The following is a 16,923-nucleotide window of genomic DNA, read 5'->3' as shown; positions in this document are numbered from 1 at the left end:
TCGTACGTTCAGGGCGAATGGGTGATGTCGGCAATATCTTCGGTGGAGAGTGCGCCAGTGTCGGACGTTTCCAAGACTACATAAGCGCTGCTGCAAAACAACGAGTTCAAGCGTTTCATGTCGGCGATCAGCTCCAGGTGCAGGGAGCTGGTTTCCAGGCTCTGTACGATTTTGCGCTGCAGGCGGCTGACATGGGCGTGAGCCAGGCGACGTTCCTGGGCGCGGAAGCGGCGCTTTTCACGCAGCAATTGGCGAGCGCTCTCCGGGTCGCCGCTGAGGAACACCGACAGACCCAGGCGCAGGTTGGCGATCAGCTGGCTGTGCAAACCGCTGAGTTCTTCCAGGCCCACTTCGGAAAATTGCCGCCGCTGCGAGGTTTTCTGCTGCTGGACCTTGCGCAACATGCGTTCGATCAAGTCACCTGCCAATTTCAAGTTGATCGACAACTCGATGATCTCCGCCCAGCGGCGGTTGTCTTGTTCGCTCAGGTCTTCACGAGGCATTTGCGCCAGATAGAGTTTGATCGCGCTGTAGAGCGCCTCGACATCATCGCTGAGGCTGCGCATTTGCTGGGTGATTGCGGTTTGATTACCGCGCAGCACCTCCTGCATCGAGGTGAGCATATTGTCGATCAGGTCACCCAGGCGCAGGGTTTCGCGGGCGGCGTTGGCTAAGGCCAGGCTCGGCGTGGTGAGCGCGGCCAGGTCGAGGTGGCGTGGTTTGGCCTTGCCATTGGTTTCTTCGCGCTCGGGCAACAGCCAGGCGCACAGCCGCGCCATAGGGCCAATGGTGGGCAGCAGAATCAAGCAGCGCGTGACGTTATAGAGCAGGTGAAAGGTGATGACCATGCCTTGGGCGCTGTAGTCCAGACCGTCCATCCAGCCCACGAGCGGGTCAAGCACAGGAATGATCAGCAACAGGCCGATCAGTTTGTACAACAGGCTGCCCAGGGCCACTTGGCGGCCGGCGGTGTTTTGCATGCTGGTGCTTAGAAATGCCAGCACACCGCTGCCGATATTCGCGCCGATCACCAGGCCGATGGCCACGTGCAAACCGATCACGCCGGCGCCGGCAAGGGTGGCCGTAAGCAGCACGGCGGCGAGGCTGGAGTAGGAAATCATTGCGAACAGCGCGCCGACCAAGGCGTCGAGCAAGATATCGCCGGTCAGCGAGGCGAAGATCACCTTGACGCCTTGGGCATGGGTGATGGGCCCGGCGGCCTCGACGATCAATTGCAGCGCAAGGATGATCAGCCCAAGGCCGATCCCCACCCGGCCCAACTGCCCTGCCCGCGTCTGTTTGCGCGACAGGAAGAAAATCACCCCAAGGAAGATCAGCAGCGGCGACAGCCAGGACAAGTCGAAGGTCAGCACCCGCGCCATCAGCGCGGTACCGACGTCGGCGCCAAGCATGGTGGCCAAGGCCGGTGTAAGGCTCATCAACCCCTGGCCGACAAAGGAAGTGACCAGCATCGCCGTGGCGTTGCTGCTTTGCACCATGGCGGTCACCAGGATCCCGGCGATAAAGGCCAGCCAGCGCTTGGACATGTTCTGCCCGATGACTTGGCGCAAGTTGGAGCCGTAGACCCGCAGGATGCCGGTACGGACGATGTGCGTGCCCCAGATAAGCAGGGTCACGGCGGAAAGCAGATTGAGCAGGGTCAGCATGCTCGGCCCCCCGTGTGGGTGCGCTCCAAGAGGAGCGAAGGAAAGTTACCGCGTGCCGTTCTACGTCTTGTACTTAAGCTGTAGTTGGCGAATGGGCTCTGCGCCAGCATCGCATAGCTAAAGTGGGGATTGAAACAAAACTGTCATGAAATCAGCTTTTTGGCAGACGAAAAAATGGGGCGCAAGCGCCCCATTTCAGCAGCGGGTCAGGTTTATTGACCCGGAATGTCTTTACGCAGTTTCACTGGATCCTGCTGCTTCTTCTTTTTCGCGATGGCGGTACGCATCTTGATGTTCACCGCTTCCACTGCCAGCGAGAACGCCATGGCGAAGTAGACATAGCCTTTTGGCACATGCACGTCGAAGGATTCGGCGATCAGCACGGTACCCACCACCAGCAGGAACGACAGCGCCAGCATTTTCAGCGACGGGTGCTTGTCGATGAACTCGCTGATGGTGCCGGCAGCCAGCATCATCACCAGTACGGCCACGACGATTGCAGCTACCATCACCGGCACATGGGAAACCATGCCGACGGCGGTGATCACCGAGTCCAGGGAGAACACGATGTCGATGATGGCGATCTGGATGATGGTGTAGATGAACTTGCCACCGGCGCCTTTGGGCTCGTCGTTGGTTTCGTCTTCCCCTTCCAGGGCGTGGTACATCTCCTGGGAGCTTTTCCACAGCAGGAACAGGCCACCGAAGAACAGGATCAGGTCACGGCCGGAAATGCCCTGGCCAAACACCACGAACAGGTCGGCGGTCAGTTGCATGACCCAGGTGATCGACAGCAGCAACAGGATGCGCGTGACCATGGCCAGTGCCAGGCCGAAGATCCGGGTGCGCGCCTGCATATGCTTGGGCATGCGGCTGACCAGGATCGAAATCATGATGATGTTATCGATGCCCAGGACGATCTCGAGAGCCGTCAGGGTGAAGAAGGCAATCCAGATTTCCGGATTGGTCAGCCATTCCATGTGTATTCCTTTGAGCAAGTGTTAAACCGCGCAAGCTGTAGCGCCGCGCGGTGAGTCAGTACGATTATAGAGTGCTGAACAGCGGAAAAATCCCCATCAGCAATGCGGCGAACATTATGCACAGGCATACCAGCACTGCCCACTTCAAGGTGAAGCGTTGGTGGTCGCCGAACTCAATACCCGCCAGCGCCACCAGCAAGTAAGTCGAAGGTACCAGCGGGCTGAGCAGGTGCACGGGTTGCCCGACGATCGACGCACGGGCCATTTCTACCGCGGTGATGCCGTAGTGACTGGCCGCTTCGGCCAATACTGGCAGTACGCCGTAATAGAACGCATCGTTGGACATGAAGAAGGTGAACGGCATGCTCACCAGCGCAGTGATCACTGCCAGGTACGGGCCCATGGCTTCCGGGATGACCGCCAGCAGGCTTTTTGACATGGCGTCGACCATGCCGGTGCCCGACAGGATGCCTGTGAAGATCCCGGCGGCGAAGATCAATCCGACGACCGCCAAGACGCTGCCGGCGTGGGCCGCGACGCGGTCTTTCTGCTGTTGCAGGCACGGGTAGTTGACGATCATCGCGATACTGAACGCCACCATAAACAGCACCGGCAGCGGCAACAGGCCGGCAATCAGGGTGCACATCAGGGCCAGGGTGAGGGCGCCGTTGAACCAGATCAGTTTCGGGCGGCGGGCGTCGGGGAATTGCGACACGCTGATTTCGCTGTGGTCGATCTCGTCGCCCTGCAGGTGCAGTTCACCCAGGCGTGCGCGCTCACGCTTGCCGTACATGTAGGCAATTACCAGGATCGCCACGACGCCAGCGGCCATGGCCGGAATCATCGGTACGAAGATGTCGGACGGATCAACATGCAACGCACTGGCCGCACGAGCCGTCGGGCCACCCCAGGGTGTCATGTTCATTACACCGCCGGCGAGAATGATCAGACCGGCCATGATCCGCGGGCTCATGCCTATGCGCTGGTACAGCGGCAGCATGGCGGCGACGCAGATCATGTAGGTGGTGGCGCCATCACCGTCCAGGGATACCACCAAAGCCAGCACGGCAGTGCCGACCGAGACTTTCAGCGGGTCGCCCTTGACCATCTTGAGGATCTTGCGCACGGCCGGGTCGAACAGGCCGGAGTCGATCATCAAGGCAAAGTAGAGGATGGCGAACATCAGCATCACGCCAGTTGGCGCGAGCTTGGTGATGCCTTCAAGCATCATTGGGCCGATCTTCGGCGCGAAACCGCCGAACAGTGCAAACAGGATGGGCACGATGATCAAGGCGATCAGCGCAGACAGGCGCTTGGTCATGATCAGGAACATGAACGTGATGACCATGGCAAAGCCAAGGAAAGTCAGCATAGGAATACTCCAGGCGTAGCGCGGCTAGGGAATGGCGAACCGGGTGAGGGTCAGCGCAGAACGAAAGGCACGAGGCGTACGGGTGGAGTGGGTGCGAACAGGCGGGTACGAGCGGACATCGGGAATCACCATTGTTGTTGTTTACAGCCGGTCTGTTGCCGGCAGTTGGGGCGATCCTAGACGGGTAAGCTTTCAGCCAGCTTTCGCTGGAGAAACTGGTGACACACGGTTTTAAGGCTCATGCAGATAAAAATATGGGAGGGGGCTTGCTCCCGATAGCTGGAGTTCAGTCAATATTTCCAGTGACTGATACACCGCTATCGGGAGCAAGCCCCCTCCCACAATTTGATTGTGTACCGCTATGTTTTTAGGGCAGTTCGAGGCCGCCGGCCGCTTTATGCAGCGCACGCAGATGCTCACCCAACTGCTTGAGGTTGGCCTCACAGGCCGCAATCTCGGCAGCGCGGGCCGGATCGAGCAGCGCCCTCACCTCTTTATCCAGCTCGCCGGTCAATGATTGCAACTGCTTCTGACGTTCGGCGCTCTCCGACTCCAGGCGCTTGGCTTCCGAAGGTTGCGGTAGGCCATAGCCGCCACTGTCGAGCAACTCGGCCGGGCGACTGAGAAAGCCACTGTTGGCGAGGATCTGTTGCAGCGTGTTGTTGGCTTTCTCCATGCCGCCATTTTTCAGCTCGCGGGCATTGAGATAGCGCTGTTTGACTTCGTCCTGAGCGAGCATCAGTTGCTTGCGATAGCTGGCTTGTTCAAGCAACAACAATGCAGCGCTGGTACGCAGGTCGGCCTGGCTGAACCACTGGCGGCGCGCTTGCGCATCCAGGGCCAGCCAGTCTTCGACCTGGGTCTGCTTGATCGGCAGGCGCTTGCGCAGCACATCGAACATCGCCTGGTAACGCTCACGGAATGAGTCGAAGTGATACCCCAGGCGCAGTGCCTCGCGCTTGTCATTCAATACGCTGGTGTCGGCCAGGCCGCGCGCGCTGAGGACTTCCAGCAAACCGTTGGGGGTGATGTTGTCCAGGCCGGTCAATTGCGGGTTGGCACTGCCACTGCGTAACAGTTTCAGGCTTTCAACCGCACAGTTGTTGGAGATAAAGAAATAGTTGCCGTCATAGCTCCAGTGCATTTCAGCCGCATGCTCGACGGTGTCGTTGATTTCCTGGCGGTTGAGCTTCAGCGGTACCGACGCCAGGCCTCGTAATTCGGTCTTGGTGTATTCATCGATGACCTGGGCCAGCGGCAATACGAACAATCGCGACGGGTACTTGCCCACCAGGCCATCCCAGCTCGACAGCTGTACGTCACCGACGAAGGCGCGGTAGGACAGCACCAGGTGGCGGTCCAGATCCAGCCGACAGTCAGGGCCACGCGGGCGACCTGGCGCGCAGATCACCAGCCGCAGCATGCTATGGCCCCAGCGGCTCACCAGATTCTGGTTGGCTTCGGCGAGCAGGTAGTCGATTTCATACACCCGCTCCGGGTCTATTTGCCCCAGTGGCGTCTTGGCGAAGTCATTGCCGGCGTTCAGGAACGGGTATGTCTTGGCACAGGGTTGCTGTTCGGGCGGCGTCCAGCCGAAATGTTCCTTGTAATAGCGGAACAGCGCGGGGCGTCGGCAGGCGTAGCTGGGGTCGAGGAGGAAGTACTCCATGTTGACCGCCACGAACTCCAACGGGCTGGTGGTTTCGTAGATGTCCGGGCTGCGCACCACCTGATTGTTATGCTGTTCACGCTCGCCGCGGCGGCCGACATATTGTGGCCAGCCGGCGAGGTCCAGCAGGCGGGGATCATCACTGAGAGTGAAGCGCCGGTCGTTCTGGCCACGGCATTGATCGGGCAGGCCGATCAAGCCGGTAATGTTGTTCTGGCGACTGCAACGCTGGATCAGTGCGCGCTCGTCTTTGGGCCACAGGCGTGCGCGGTCATAGATGTGGGTCAGTTCATGCAGCACCGTGGCGAGCAATTCCTGGCGCACGGTGCCGTGGGGGCGATTGGTTTTGAGGGTGGCGGCGCTGCCGTCGGTCAGGCTGGCGAGCAGGTTTTGATTAAGGTCCAGCTCGGACACCAGGGACGCCTGGCCATAGGCATTTTCAGGCATCTTGTCGGTCCAGCCGACATCAATCCTCCGATCCAATTGCTCGACAAAACGTGGCGGCAAGGCGCGCAGCGCTTCATCGAGCAATGCCTGGCTGGCCTGCTGTTCGGCCGGGCTCAAACCATCGGTTTTGAGCCGCAGTTGCAGGCTGGCCTGGGCTGTACTTGCACACAACAGCACAACCCCGGCCAGGAGCCAGGTTTTGATGCGCCTCACAGAGCGAGGATAGCTTCGGCGAGGGTCTGGTCGCTGGCATCACGGGCTTCTGGCACGCGGGTGCGAAGGGTATCGAACGCAGCTTCAAGCTGGGCACCACGGATCTCTCCATTCGTGGCTACGAAGCTGGCGGCGTCGTCGTGGGCTTCGCGCACGATTTTGGAGTCGCGGATGGACGTGGTGGTGTCTGAGGTGAAATCAATGGTGCGCGCCGACGCACGCACGATGATGTTGCTGGTGGCCTTCAAGGTTTGCGCCTGGGCGACATCGACCAAAAACAGCAGGCCGAGGGCGGCGACGATCAACGGGCTACGCATCGAGTGACTCCGAAATACAAAGATAACTATTGGACGAGAATTGCTTGCGCCAGTTCAAGGTCGCTCGCATGAAGTTTTGGCCGACTGTGGCGCAGATAATCCAGCGCGGACTCCAGGCGTGCGCCCCGCCATTGGCCGTCAGTGGCAATGAAAGCGGCAGCATCATCCTGAGCGGCCATCACCAACTTGTTGTCGAACGGCGCAGAGGTCACCTTGCCGGTGGCATACACGCTGACAACGGTGCTCTGGGTGGACACATCCATGGCCAAAGCCAAGGGTGACCAGCAGGCGCAAAACAGTACGGGAACAATCAACAGGCGGTATGAAAAAGCCATGGGACTCGACAACTGAAAACGAGCGCCAAGGCTAGCGCAATGACCAGGCGAGGGCCAGCGCCGAGGCATTCGGGAGCGGCAGGCGCTCCCGTCTGTTGCCGCAGATCAGATCGCCAGGATTGCCTGTGCCAGCTGTGCATCGGTAGCGATGGCCAGTTGCGGCGCTTGCTGGCGGATGTGGGCCAGGGCGCTTTCCAGTTTCACGCCACGGATAGCGCCTTCGCTGGCGACAAAGCTGGCTGCGTCATCACGGGCGGCCTGTACGACCTTATTGTCGCGCAGGGAGGAGGTCGCATCGGAGGTGGCGTCGGAAGTGGCTTTCAGGGCACCAACGATCGAGTCGGTGGTCATGATGAAGCTGCTCGCGTTAGCGTTGGCGGCCAGGGTCAGCACAGCGGCGGTGCACAGCAGGCGAAGGCGGGACATGGGGTAACTCCTGTAGACGAAATAAGGTGGCGCGACGCGGCCACAGTGAGACGGACTGGGACTGTTGAGCATCAGACGCTCGCTCTACAGGGTTCGCCACGTGGTGAGTGGATATTAGGCTTGGACCGGTGCAACAGGAAGCCTGTAATTTAACTGTACTGGTTAATAATAATTTTATTAAAACTGTACCTGTAGGTGGAAATCCTACCGATTCAATGCCCTTTCGCAGAAACAACAAAGCCCGCCTCCGGTTACCCGGGGCGGGCTTTGCTTTAACAAATCAGAGTGCTGGCGGTGGACCCGGTGGGTCAGGGCCAGCGGGCGCTGCTTAGCGCCAGAACGGCTTGCTCAGCTCTTCGTAGCGTTGAGCTTCGCTGATACCGGCGTCAGCCAGCAGACGCGAATCCAGGCGAGCCAATTGGTGGCGGCTGGAGATGCGGCGCTGCCACAACATCAGGTTGGCGAGAACGCGCAAAGGCAGGGAAGCGTTGGTGTTTACAGCTTTCTCTTCGAAGAACAGTTCGGAACTGAGTGTACGTTCCATGATGACATCCTTCCGCTTGTGGCGGGATTAGGTAGTGGTTTAACTGATGCCAATGATCCTCCTCCGGCGCAAGACTCTCTAGATACAGTTCACCTGTATTGTGAGGGGCCAGTTAACTGTTTAATACGGCTGTACGGTACGGAAATGGGGCAACTGTACCTGTGCGCACCCAAAAGGTGCGAAATGGGTGTTTTCAAGATGAGTTGTGGGATATTTAAGTAGGAAATGAGCGGTACAGTAGTACAGTTTTTTGCATAGACACTGGCTAGGCTGCCGAGCTGATGAAACTGTAGTTGCATCAGCTCGGATCTGTATTCATCAAGCCTTGAGCATATGCCCGGTTTCTTCCAGGTTGATGTGCCAACTCAGTGCCTGGCGCAGGATATGCGGCGTGTGCCCACCGATGGCGCAGGCGGCTTCGAAGTAAGTATTGAGCGCGTCGCGGTAGGCCGGATGCACACAGTTGTCGATGATCACCCGCGCACGCTCCCGCGGTGCCAGGCCGCGCAGATCGGCCAAGCCCACTTCGGTGACGAGGATGTCCACGTCATGTTCGGTGTGGTCCACATGGCTGACCATCGGCACCACGCTGGAAATCGCGCCCCCCTTGGCAATCGATTTGGTGACAAAGATTGCCAGGTGCGCGTTGCGCGCGAAGTCCCCGGAGCCGCCAATGCCATTCATCATCCGCGTGCCGCAGACGTGGGTGGAGTTGACGTTGCCGTAGATATCGAACTCCAGCGCGGTGTTGATACCGATGATGCCCAGGCGGCGCACCACTTCAGGATGGTTGGAGATTTCCTGTGGGCGCAGTACCAGCTTGTCCTTGTAGTGCTCCAGGTTGCCGAAAACGTCGGCATTGCGGCGCTCCGACAAGGTAATCGAGCTGCCGGATGCGAAGCTCAGCTTCCCGGCGTCGATCAGGTCGAAGGTCGAATCCTGCAGCACTTCCGAGTACATCGTCAGATCTTCGAAGGGCGAATCGATCAAGCCACACATCACGGCGTTGGCAATGTTGCCGATCCCGGCTTGCAGCGGGCCGAGTTTGTTGGTCATGCGTCCGGCGTCAACTTCCTGCTTGAGGAAGTTGATCAGGTGGTTGGCGATGCCTTGAGTGTCATCGTCGGGCGGCGTCACGGTTGAGGCAGAGTCGGCCTGGTTAGTGACCACGATAGCGACGATTTTCTCTGGCGGGATCGGAATCGCAGTGCTGCCAATGCGGTCGTCGACCTTCACCAGCGGGATAGGCGTGCGCGTCGGCCGGTAGGTCGGGATATAGATGTCGTGTAGCCCTTCCAGGTTCGGATTGTGCGCGAGGTTGATCTCGACGATCACGTGCTTGGCGAAAATTGCGAAGCTGGCTGAGTTGCCTACGGACGTGGTGGGCACGATGTGCCCTTGTTCAGTGATGGCGACCGCTTCGATTACCGCAATGTCCGGCAACTTGAGCTGGTTGTTGCGCAGTTGCTCGACGGTTTCCGATAGGTGCTGGTCAATAAACATCACCTCGCCAGCATTGATCGCTTTGCGTAGCGTGCTGTCGACTTGAAACGGCATGCGTCGCGACAGTACGCCAGCTTCAGTCAGTTGCTTGTCCAGGTCGTTGCCCAGGCTGGCGCCGGTCATCAGGGTGATTTTGAGGGGCGAAGTCTTGGCGCGTTCGGCCAGGGCGTGGGGGACGGCCTTGGCTTCACCGGCGCGGGTGAAGCCGCTCATGCCGACGGTCATGCCGTCCTCGATCAGTGCAGCGGCGTCTGCCGCGCTCATGACCTTGTTCAACAACGAAGGCAAGCGGATACGATCACGGTACATGAATTGTTATCTCAGGCTACGGAAGCAAGGTGGGCAGTGTAGTGATTTCAAAAAGTTTCGGCCCGCTACCATGGTCGAATGCCAGGTGGCGATTTAGAGCCTTTGGTCGGGTTTCATCCGCTAATAAAAAACCCCAGCCTACGTGAGGCCAGGGTTTCGGGTATTGCGCTGGCGCAGTGTTATTCGACGGCTTTGACCATATCTTCGATGACCTTCTTGGCATCACCGAAGACCATCATGGTCTTGTCCAGGTAGAACAACTCGTTATCCAGGCCTGCATAGCCGCTGGCCATCGAGCGCTTGTTGACGATGATGGTCTTGGCCTTGAACGCCTCGAGGATCGGCATACCGGCAATCGGTGAGTTCGGATCGTTCTTGGCCGCCGGGTTGACCACATCGTTGGCGCCCAACACCAGCACCACGTCAGCCTGGCCGAACTCAGAGTTGATGTCTTCCATCTCGAACACCTGGTCGTAAGGCACTTCGGCCTCGGCCAGCAGCACGTTCATATGCCCAGGCATACGGCCCGCCACCGGGTGGATCGCGTACTTCACGGTGACGCCGCGATGGGTGAGCTTCTCGGTCAGCTCTTTAAGCGCGTGTTGTGCCCGTGCGACAGCCAAGCCATAGCCCGGCACGATGATGACCGTGTCGGCGTTGGTCAGCAGGAAGGTAGCGTCGTCGGCCGAGCCGGACTTCACCGGCCGAGCTTCTTTCGAGCCAGCTGCTGCACCGGCGTCTGGCGTATTGCCGAAACCGCCCAGCAGTACATTAAAGAAGGAGCGGTTCATCGCCTTGCACATGATGTAAGACAGGATCGCGCCGCTGGAGCCGACCAGGGAGCCGGCGATGATCAGCATCGAGTTGTTCAGCGAGAAACCAATGCCCGCCGCTGCCCAGCCGGAATAACTGTTGAGCATCGATACCACTACCGGCATGTCGGCGCCGCCGATCGGGATGATGATCAGCACGCCCAGCACGAAGGCCAGGGCCAGCATCAGCGCGAACGCAGTGAGGTTGCCGGTGAACATGAACGCCAGGCCCAGGCCCAGGGTTGCCAAGCCGAGCACAAGGTTCAGCTTGTGTTGCCCACCAAACTGTACCGGTGCGCCTTGGAACAGGCGGAACTTGTACTTACCCGACAGCTTGCCGAATGCGATCACCGAGCCGGAGAAGGTGATAGCACCGATGGCGGCACCGAGGAACAGCTCCAGGCGGTTACCGGCCGGGATCGAATCGCCCAAGTGTTTGACGATACCCAAGGATTGCGGCTCGACGACCGCTGCAATCGCGATAAACACCGCTGCCAGGCCGATCATGCTATGCATGAACGCCACCAGCTCCGGCATCTTGGTCATCTCTACGCGTTTGGCCATGATCGAGCCGGCCGTGCCGCCGACCAGCAGGCCGACGATGACGTAGCCGATACCGGCGGTAGCCAGCTCCGCGCCGAGCTTATAGATCAGGCCTACGGTGGTCAGCACCGCCAGTGCCATGCCGAGCATGCCGAACAAGTTGCCGCGTCGGGAGGTGGTGGGGTGCGACAGGCCTTTGAGGGCCTGGATGAAGCAGATCGACGCGATCAGGTAGAGCGTCGTCACCAGATTCATGCTCATTACTTCTGCACCTCTTCTTTCACAGCTTTGGGCGCTTTCTTCTTGAACATCTCAAGCATCCTACGCGTAACCAGGAAACCGCCGAACACGTTAACCGCAGCCAAGGCTACCGCCAGGGTGCCCATCGTCTTGCCCAACGGCGTCACGGTGAGGGCGGCGGCCAGCATGGCGCCCACGATCACGATCGCGGAAATCGCGTTTGTCACTGCCATTAATGGCGTATGCAGCGCGGGGGTAACGTTCCAGACCACGTGGTAACCGACATAAATCGCCAGCACAAAGATGATCAGGTTGTAGATACCGGGGGAGATAAGCTCTTCCATCGTCTGAATCCCTGCTTAGGCGTTTTTGCGGATGACTTGGCCGTCGCGGCACATCAGGCACGCGGCGACGATGTCGTCTTCGAGGTTGATTTCAAACTGCCCTTCCTTGGTGAAGACCAGCTTCAGGAAGTCCAGCAGGTTGCGCGCGTACAAGGCCGAGGCATCTGCGGCGACAGCGCCTGCCAGGTTGGTCGGGCCGCAGATGATCACACCGTTTTCCACCACGACTTGGTCAGCGACGGTCAACGGGCAGTTGCCGCCCTGAGCTGCGGCGAGGTCGATGACCACCGAGCCGGGTTTCATCTGCGCGACGGTATCGGCGCTAAGCAGGGTAGGTGCCTTGCGGCCTGGAATCAGTGCGGTGGTGATGACGATGTCGGCCTGCTTCGCGCGTTCGTGCACGGCCAGGGCCTGGCGCTGCATCCAGCTGGTGGGCATCGGGCGCGCGTAGCCGCCGACACCGACGGCGCATTCACGCTCTTCATCGGTTTCGTAGGGCACGTCGACGAACTTGGCGCCCAGGGATTCGATTTGCTCTTTTACCGCCGGACGGACGTCGGACGCTTCGATGACCGCGCCCAGGCGTTTTGCCGTGGCGATAGCTTGCAGGCCCGCGACACCGGCGCCGAGGATCAACACGCGCGCAGCTTTCACAGTGCCGGCGGCGGTCATCAGCATCGGCATGAAGCGCGGGTAGTGATGAGCGGCCAGCAACACAGCCTTGTAACCGGCGATATTGGCTTGCGAAGACAGCACGTCGAGGCTTTGGGCCCGTGAAGTGCGTGGCGCGGCTTCGAGGGCGAAGGCGGTGATGCCGCATTCGGCAAGCTTGGCGATGGTTTCGTTGCTGAACGGATTGAGCATGCCCACCAATACGGTGCCGCTTTTGATCAGCGCCAGTTCGCTGTCGCTGGGGGCAACCACCTTGAGGATCAGCTCGGCGCCGAACGCATCGCTGGCACTGCCAATGGTTGCGCCTGCCGTTTCATAAGCACTGTCGACGATGCTGGCGTTGATGCCTGCACCGCTTTGTACAGTGACCTTATGGCCCTGGCCGATCAGCTTCTTGATGGTTTCCGGGGTGGCAGCCACCCGCGTTTCACCGGTCTGGGTTTCGAGAGGAACACCAATGTGCACGTCAAATCTCCTGCATGATCTTTTTGCTTTTGATCTTTTTGTAAAAAGGCCAGTGCACCGCGAGTGGCGCAACTGGGGCGACCGATCAGCACGATCCCGCTGAAATGACAGCGGGGCGCGGCATTTTGCAGGCGAACTTTACGGCCTTCAAGAGATTATGACGGGTGACGAAAAATTAACTACAAGTCACCCTGTGACTGATTGTCGCAACCGCCTTGAATAACCTCTTTAAATACAAGTCTTTAAAGGCTCAAGGGCATTTACTCGATGTTTTCCAATCGCCGATGTGAATGGTCGCTTATAGGCTGGTATTAGTCGCTACAAGCCCTGTAGATCATGGCTTTGAGCCTTGTTTTTGCTCAACCGGTACAGACTGTCTAAATGCGACATATACGTATATCTGTAGGATTCAAATTAACCTGACTACAGGGTCAACAAGGCGGCTTTATCCTTTAAATGCCGGGGTTGTAGCGCTTTGATTGTTCAATCAGCCAGTCCTTGAATGCGTGTAGGGAGGCCGATTCGACTTTTTTATCGGGAATCATGAGGTAGTACGCCTTTTCGCTGCTTAGCGTTTCGGTGCTCGCAATCACCAGTCGCTGCTCCTTCAGCTCGCGCTGGATGAGGAAGGGAGGTATCAGTGCGATGCCCATGTCATGCATAGCCGCTTGGGACAACATCGAGAATAGCTCGTATCGAGGGCCTGTCATGTCGCGAGGCAGACTCAGCTGTTGCGCGTTGAACCACTGACGCCAGGCATAGGGGCGTGTTGTCTGCTGTAGCAGCGGTAATTCGGCGATCTCTTGAGGAGTTAAGTGCGCGCGGCCTCCAAGTAAGTGTGGACTGCACACCGGGACAGGGTTTTCTCCCATCAGCCGGTGTGACTCTGTGCCGGACCAATCGGCATCGCCGAAGTAGATCGCGGCGTCGAACGCGGTGTCGGCGAACAGGAACGGGCGTGTCCGATTGGTCAGATTCACGGTCACCTCCGGGTGCCGGTCCTGAAAGTCCTTGAGGCGTGGAATCAGCCATTGCGTGCCGAAGGTCGGTACCACCGCCAACTCGATGGCGTTGGTGCCCTGCTGACCCATGACCGAGAGGGTGTCGCGCTCTACGGCGTCCAGCTGTGTAGCAACTCTGCGGCTGTAAGAGAGGCCTGCCTCTGTCAGCTTCACCCCGCGACGCGAGCGGCGAAACAGTTCGACACTTAAAAACTCCTCAAGGCTGGCGATCTGTCGACAGATGGCGCCTTGGGTGATGGAAAGCTCCTGTGCCGCCTTGGTGAAGCTTTCGTGACGGGCTGCCGCTTCGAAGCTGATAAGCGCGGTGGTGCTAGGGATTTTTCTGCGCATGTACGTTGCCCTCACAGATAAGGCGCATTTATGGGCTTTTCGAGTGTTACGGAGTGAGAAATTAGCACAACCCTATGCAGAAACCTCGTTTGCCCTCTGCGCGTGGCCGGCCTAGTCTGAATCACGACTTCCGTTTTTATCCGCGAGGACTTATTCATGGCTGGCAAGGCAAGCTTCAACTGGATCGATCCACTGCTGCTGGATCAACAGCTCACCGAAGAGGAGCGCATGGTGCGTGACAGTGCCGAGCAGTTTGCTCAGGACAAGCTGGCCCCTCGCGTGCTCGAAGCCTTCCGTCATGAAAAGACTGATCCCGCTATCTTCCGTGAGATGGGAGAAACCGGTTTGCTGGGGGCGATGATTCCCGAGCAGTACGGTGGCAGCGGCTTGAACTACGTCAGCTACGGGCTGATTGCGCGTGAGGTGGAGCGTGTCGACTCCGGCTATCGTTCGATGATGAGTGTTCAGTCGTCACTGGTCATGGTGCCGATCAATGAGTTCGGCACCGAGGCGCAAAAACAAAAATACCTGCCGAAATTGGCGTCCGGCGAATGGATTGGCTGTTTCGGGCTCACCGAACCCAACCATGGTTCTGATCCGGGCGCGATGATTACCCGTGCGCGAAAGGTAGATGGCGGCTACAGCCTGACCGGCGCGAAGATGTGGATCACCAACAGCCCGATAGCCGACGTGTTTGTGGTGTGGGGCAAAGATGATGCAGGCGATATCCGTGGTTTCGTCCTGGAAAAAGGTTGGAAGGGCCTTAGCGCCCCGGCGATTCACGGCAAGGTCGGCTTGCGAGCGTCCATTACCGGCGAAATTGTCATGGATAACGTGTTTGTGCCGGACGAGAACATTTTTCCGGATGTGCGTGGCTTGAAGGGGCCTTTTACTTGCCTGAATTCGGCGCGCTACGGTATCTCCTGGGGGGCGTTGGGGGCTGCTGAGTTCTGCTGGCATACCGCGCGCCAGTACACCCTGGATCGTCAGCAGTTTGGTCGGCCATTGGCTGCAACGCAGTTGATCCAGAAGAAGCTGGCCGATATGCAGACCGAGATCACCTTGGCTCTGCAAGGTTGCCTGCGTCTGGGGCGGATGAAAGACGAGGGGACCGCAGCGGTCGAGATTACATCGATCATGAAGCGTAACTCGTGTGGCAAGTCCCTGGACATCGCCCGCATGGCCCGCGATATGTTGGGCGGCAACGGCATCTCCGACGAATTCGGGGTGGCGCGGCACCTGGTCAACCTCGAAGTGGTCAATACCTATGAGGGAACCCACGACGTGCATGCCTTGATTCTTGGGCGCGCACAGACCGGTCTTCAGGCGTTCTATTAATAGGAGCACGGACATGGGCGCGCTTTCCCACCTGCGGGTACTGGATTTATCGCGTGTACTGGCGGGCCCTTGGTCCGGGCAGATTCTTGCGGACCTTGGGGCCGAGGTGATCAAGGTCGAAAGGCCAGGCAGCGGTGATGACACGCGCGCCTGGGGGCCGCCCTTCCTCAAGGACGCATACGGCGAAAATACCAGTGAGGCGGCGTACTATCTGTCCGCCAACCGAAATAAAGAATCGGTGACCATCGACTTCACTAAGCCTGAAGGGCAGAAACTGGTGCGTGATCTGGCGGCCAAGTCAGACATCCTGATCGAGAACTTCAAAGTGGGTGGTCTGGCGGCTTATGGGCTGGATTACGAGTCGCTCAAGGAGATAAATCCTGAGTTGATCTACTGCTCGATCACGGGCTTTGGGCAGACGGGGCCTTATGCCGCGCGTGCCGGCTACGACTTCATGATTCAAGGGCTGGGTGGGTTGATGAGCCTGACCGGCCGGCCTGAAGGTGATGAGGGCGCAGGGCCGGTGAAAGTCGGTGTGGCATTGACCGATATTCTCACGGGACTCTATTCGACCGTCGCGATCCTGGCAGCGTTGGCTCACCGCGATCATGATGGCGGTGGGCAACATATCGATATGGCGCTGCTGGATGTGCAGGTGGCTTGCCTGGCTAATCAGGCGATGAATTACCTGACCACCGGAGTCTCGCCAAAACGCCTGGGCAATGCGCATCCGAACATCGTGCCGTATCAGGACTTTCCTACGGCTGATGGTGATTTCATCCTGACGGTGGGTAATGACGGCCAGTTCCGCAAGTTCGCTGAAGTTGCTGGGCAGCCGCAATGGGGGGATGACCCGCGTTTCGCCACTAACCAGGCGCGAGTGGCCAACCGTGCTGCGCTGATTCCGTTGATCCGCCAGGCGACTGTCTTCAAGACAACGGCTGAGTGGGTGTCGCAATTGGAGCGAGTGGGCGTGCCGTGTGGACCGATCAATGATCTGGCGCAAGTTTTTTCCGATCCTCAGGTCCAGGCGCGCGGCCTGGCGATGGAGCTTCCCCATGCGCTGGCGGGGATGGTGCCTCAGGTTGCCAGCCCGATACGCTTGTCCAAGACGCCAGTGGAATATCGAAATGCACCACCTCTCCTGGGGGAGCACACGCTTCAGGTGCTGCAGGGGATTTTGGGGTTAGGGGCAGCTAATGTGGCTGCGTTGAAGGAGGCGGGCATCGTCTGAATGATTCCTTCTATATAGAGGGCACTCATGGCGTTCCTATAAGTGGTGGTGGTTTTTTAATCAATTCTAACTAATTGATAGAAAAGCAGAATTAAGAGTTGACGGCAGATTCTGGAAGCCTATAATTCGCCCCACTTCCGG

General features: G+C 58.8%; 15 protein-coding genes. 2 read left to right on the top strand and 13 right to left on the bottom strand.

Going from position 1 to position 16,923, the window contains the following annotated elements; genetic code table 11:
* Window positions 1-8 precede the first annotated feature (8 nt).
* The 13 genes from E4P01_RS02175 to E4P01_RS02115 form a co-directional block, all read right to left on the bottom strand.
* A complete protein-coding gene (locus E4P01_RS02175; protein ID WP_005783487.1) occupies window positions 9-1,667 on the bottom strand; it encodes a Na/Pi cotransporter family protein in 1,659 nt (552 codons plus the stop codon).
* Between the two features lie 212 nt (window positions 1,668-1,879).
* Window positions 1,880-2,647, bottom strand: a complete 768-nt coding sequence (locus tag E4P01_RS02170; protein ID WP_005783489.1) for a TerC family protein — start codon at window positions 2,645-2,647, stop codon at window positions 1,880-1,882.
* Between the two features lie 64 nt (window positions 2,648-2,711).
* A complete protein-coding gene (locus E4P01_RS02165) occupies window positions 2,712-4,019 on the bottom strand; it encodes a CitMHS family transporter (RefSeq protein WP_003187405.1) in 1,308 nt (435 codons plus the stop codon).
* Between the two features lie 367 nt (window positions 4,020-4,386).
* Window positions 4,387-6,348 (bottom strand): DUF4105 domain-containing protein, encoded by a 1,962-nt coding sequence (locus E4P01_RS02160; RefSeq protein ID WP_216090529.1) that lies wholly within the window; start codon window positions 6,346-6,348, stop codon window positions 4,387-4,389.
* A complete protein-coding gene (locus E4P01_RS02155; protein ID WP_005783494.1) occupies window positions 6,345-6,665 on the bottom strand; it encodes a DUF2388 domain-containing protein in 321 nt (106 codons plus the stop codon). The genes E4P01_RS02160 and E4P01_RS02155 overlap by 4 nt, the downstream gene beginning before the upstream one ends.
* Before the next feature lie 26 nt (window positions 6,666-6,691).
* On the bottom strand, window positions 6,692-7,000 hold the full coding sequence (locus tag E4P01_RS02150; RefSeq protein WP_032878533.1) for a DUF2388 domain-containing protein: 309 nt from the start codon (window positions 6,998-7,000) through the stop codon (window positions 6,692-6,694).
* Between the two features lie 105 nt (window positions 7,001-7,105).
* Window positions 7,106-7,426, bottom strand: a complete 321-nt coding sequence (locus tag E4P01_RS02145) for a DUF2388 domain-containing protein (RefSeq protein WP_032878532.1) — start codon at window positions 7,424-7,426, stop codon at window positions 7,106-7,108.
* Between the two features lie 328 nt (window positions 7,427-7,754).
* A complete protein-coding gene (locus tag E4P01_RS02140; protein WP_005783500.1) occupies window positions 7,755-7,970 on the bottom strand; it encodes a DUF1127 domain-containing protein in 216 nt (71 codons plus the stop codon).
* Between the two features lie 318 nt (window positions 7,971-8,288).
* Complete coding sequence (locus E4P01_RS02135; RefSeq protein WP_122732785.1) at window positions 8,289-9,782, bottom strand: acetyl-CoA hydrolase/transferase family protein; 1,494 nt, start codon at window positions 9,780-9,782, stop codon at window positions 8,289-8,291.
* Window positions 9,783-9,961: 179 nt separating this feature from the next.
* Window positions 9,962-11,398, bottom strand: coding sequence for an NAD(P)(+) transhydrogenase (Re/Si-specific) subunit beta (locus E4P01_RS02130; protein ID WP_005783504.1), 1,437 nt, complete (start codon window positions 11,396-11,398; stop codon window positions 9,962-9,964).
* Window positions 11,398-11,721 (bottom strand): NAD(P) transhydrogenase subunit alpha, encoded by a 324-nt coding sequence (locus E4P01_RS02125; RefSeq protein ID WP_005783507.1) that lies wholly within the window; start codon window positions 11,719-11,721, stop codon window positions 11,398-11,400. The genes E4P01_RS02130 and E4P01_RS02125 overlap by 1 nt, the downstream gene beginning before the upstream one ends.
* 15 nt (window positions 11,722-11,736) lie before the next feature.
* Window positions 11,737-12,858: a Re/Si-specific NAD(P)(+) transhydrogenase subunit alpha gene (locus E4P01_RS02120; RefSeq protein WP_005783509.1), complete on the bottom strand. Its 1,122-nt coding sequence runs from the start codon at window positions 12,856-12,858 to the stop codon at window positions 11,737-11,739.
* A gap of 452 nt (window positions 12,859-13,310) precedes the next feature.
* Window positions 13,311-14,210, bottom strand: a complete 900-nt coding sequence (locus E4P01_RS02115) for a LysR family transcriptional regulator (protein ID WP_005783510.1) — start codon at window positions 14,208-14,210, stop codon at window positions 13,311-13,313.
* A gap of 156 nt (window positions 14,211-14,366) precedes the next feature.
* Between E4P01_RS02115 and E4P01_RS02110 the strand changes: the two genes are divergently transcribed.
* On the top strand, window positions 14,367-15,548 hold the full coding sequence (locus E4P01_RS02110) for an acyl-CoA dehydrogenase (protein WP_005783512.1): 1,182 nt from the start codon (window positions 14,367-14,369) through the stop codon (window positions 15,546-15,548).
* 13 nt (window positions 15,549-15,561) lie between these two features.
* Window positions 15,562-16,782, top strand: coding sequence for a CaiB/BaiF CoA-transferase family protein (locus tag E4P01_RS02105; RefSeq protein WP_032878530.1), 1,221 nt, complete (start codon window positions 15,562-15,564; stop codon window positions 16,780-16,782).
* Window positions 16,783-16,923: the final 141 nt, after the last annotated feature.

The sequence above is a fragment of the Pseudomonas sp. NCIMB 10586 genome, assembly GCF_023127895.1.
Taxonomy (GTDB): Bacteria; Pseudomonadota; Gammaproteobacteria; order Pseudomonadales; family Pseudomonadaceae; genus Aquipseudomonas; species Aquipseudomonas synxantha_A.
Note: the sequence above shows the minus strand (reverse complement) of the source record. Positions and strands in the feature narration are given on the sequence as shown.

What these genes read in the sequence shown, in the direction of transcription:
- E4P01_RS02105 (WP_032878530.1), top strand. Translation starts at nt 15,562, where the DNA reads ATGGGCGCGCTTTCCCACCTGCGGGTACTGGATTTATCGCGTGTACTG.
- E4P01_RS02125 (WP_005783507.1), bottom strand. Translation starts at nt 11,721, where the DNA reads ATGGAAGAGCTTATCTCCCCCGGTATCTACAACCTGATCATCTTTGTG.
- E4P01_RS02165 (WP_003187405.1), bottom strand. Translation starts at nt 4,019, where the DNA reads ATGCTGACTTTCCTTGGCTTTGCCATGGTCATCACGTTCATGTTCCTG.
- E4P01_RS02130 (WP_005783504.1), bottom strand. Translation starts at nt 11,398, where the DNA reads ATGAGCATGAATCTGGTGACGACGCTCTACCTGATCGCGTCGATCTGC.
- E4P01_RS02135 (WP_122732785.1), bottom strand. Translation starts at nt 9,782, where the DNA reads ATGTACCGTGATCGTATCCGCTTGCCTTCGTTGTTGAACAAGGTCATG.
- E4P01_RS02150 (WP_032878533.1), bottom strand. Translation starts at nt 7,000, where the DNA reads ATGGCTTTTTCATACCGCCTGTTGATTGTTCCCGTACTGTTTTGCGCC.
- E4P01_RS02175 (WP_005783487.1), bottom strand. Translation starts at nt 1,667, where the DNA reads ATGCTGACCCTGCTCAATCTGCTTTCCGCCGTGACCCTGCTTATCTGG.
- E4P01_RS02140 (WP_005783500.1), bottom strand. Translation starts at nt 7,970, where the DNA reads ATGGAACGTACACTCAGTTCCGAACTGTTCTTCGAAGAGAAAGCTGTA.
- E4P01_RS02155 (WP_005783494.1), bottom strand. Translation starts at nt 6,665, where the DNA reads ATGCGTAGCCCGTTGATCGTCGCCGCCCTCGGCCTGCTGTTTTTGGTC.
- E4P01_RS02110 (WP_005783512.1), top strand. Translation starts at nt 14,367, where the DNA reads ATGGCTGGCAAGGCAAGCTTCAACTGGATCGATCCACTGCTGCTGGAT.
- E4P01_RS02170 (WP_005783489.1), bottom strand. Translation starts at nt 2,647, where the DNA reads ATGGAATGGCTGACCAATCCGGAAATCTGGATTGCCTTCTTCACCCTG.
- E4P01_RS02115 (WP_005783510.1), bottom strand. Translation starts at nt 14,210, where the DNA reads ATGCGCAGAAAAATCCCTAGCACCACCGCGCTTATCAGCTTCGAAGCG.
- E4P01_RS02145 (WP_032878532.1), bottom strand. Translation starts at nt 7,426, where the DNA reads ATGTCCCGCCTTCGCCTGCTGTGCACCGCCGCTGTGCTGACCCTGGCC.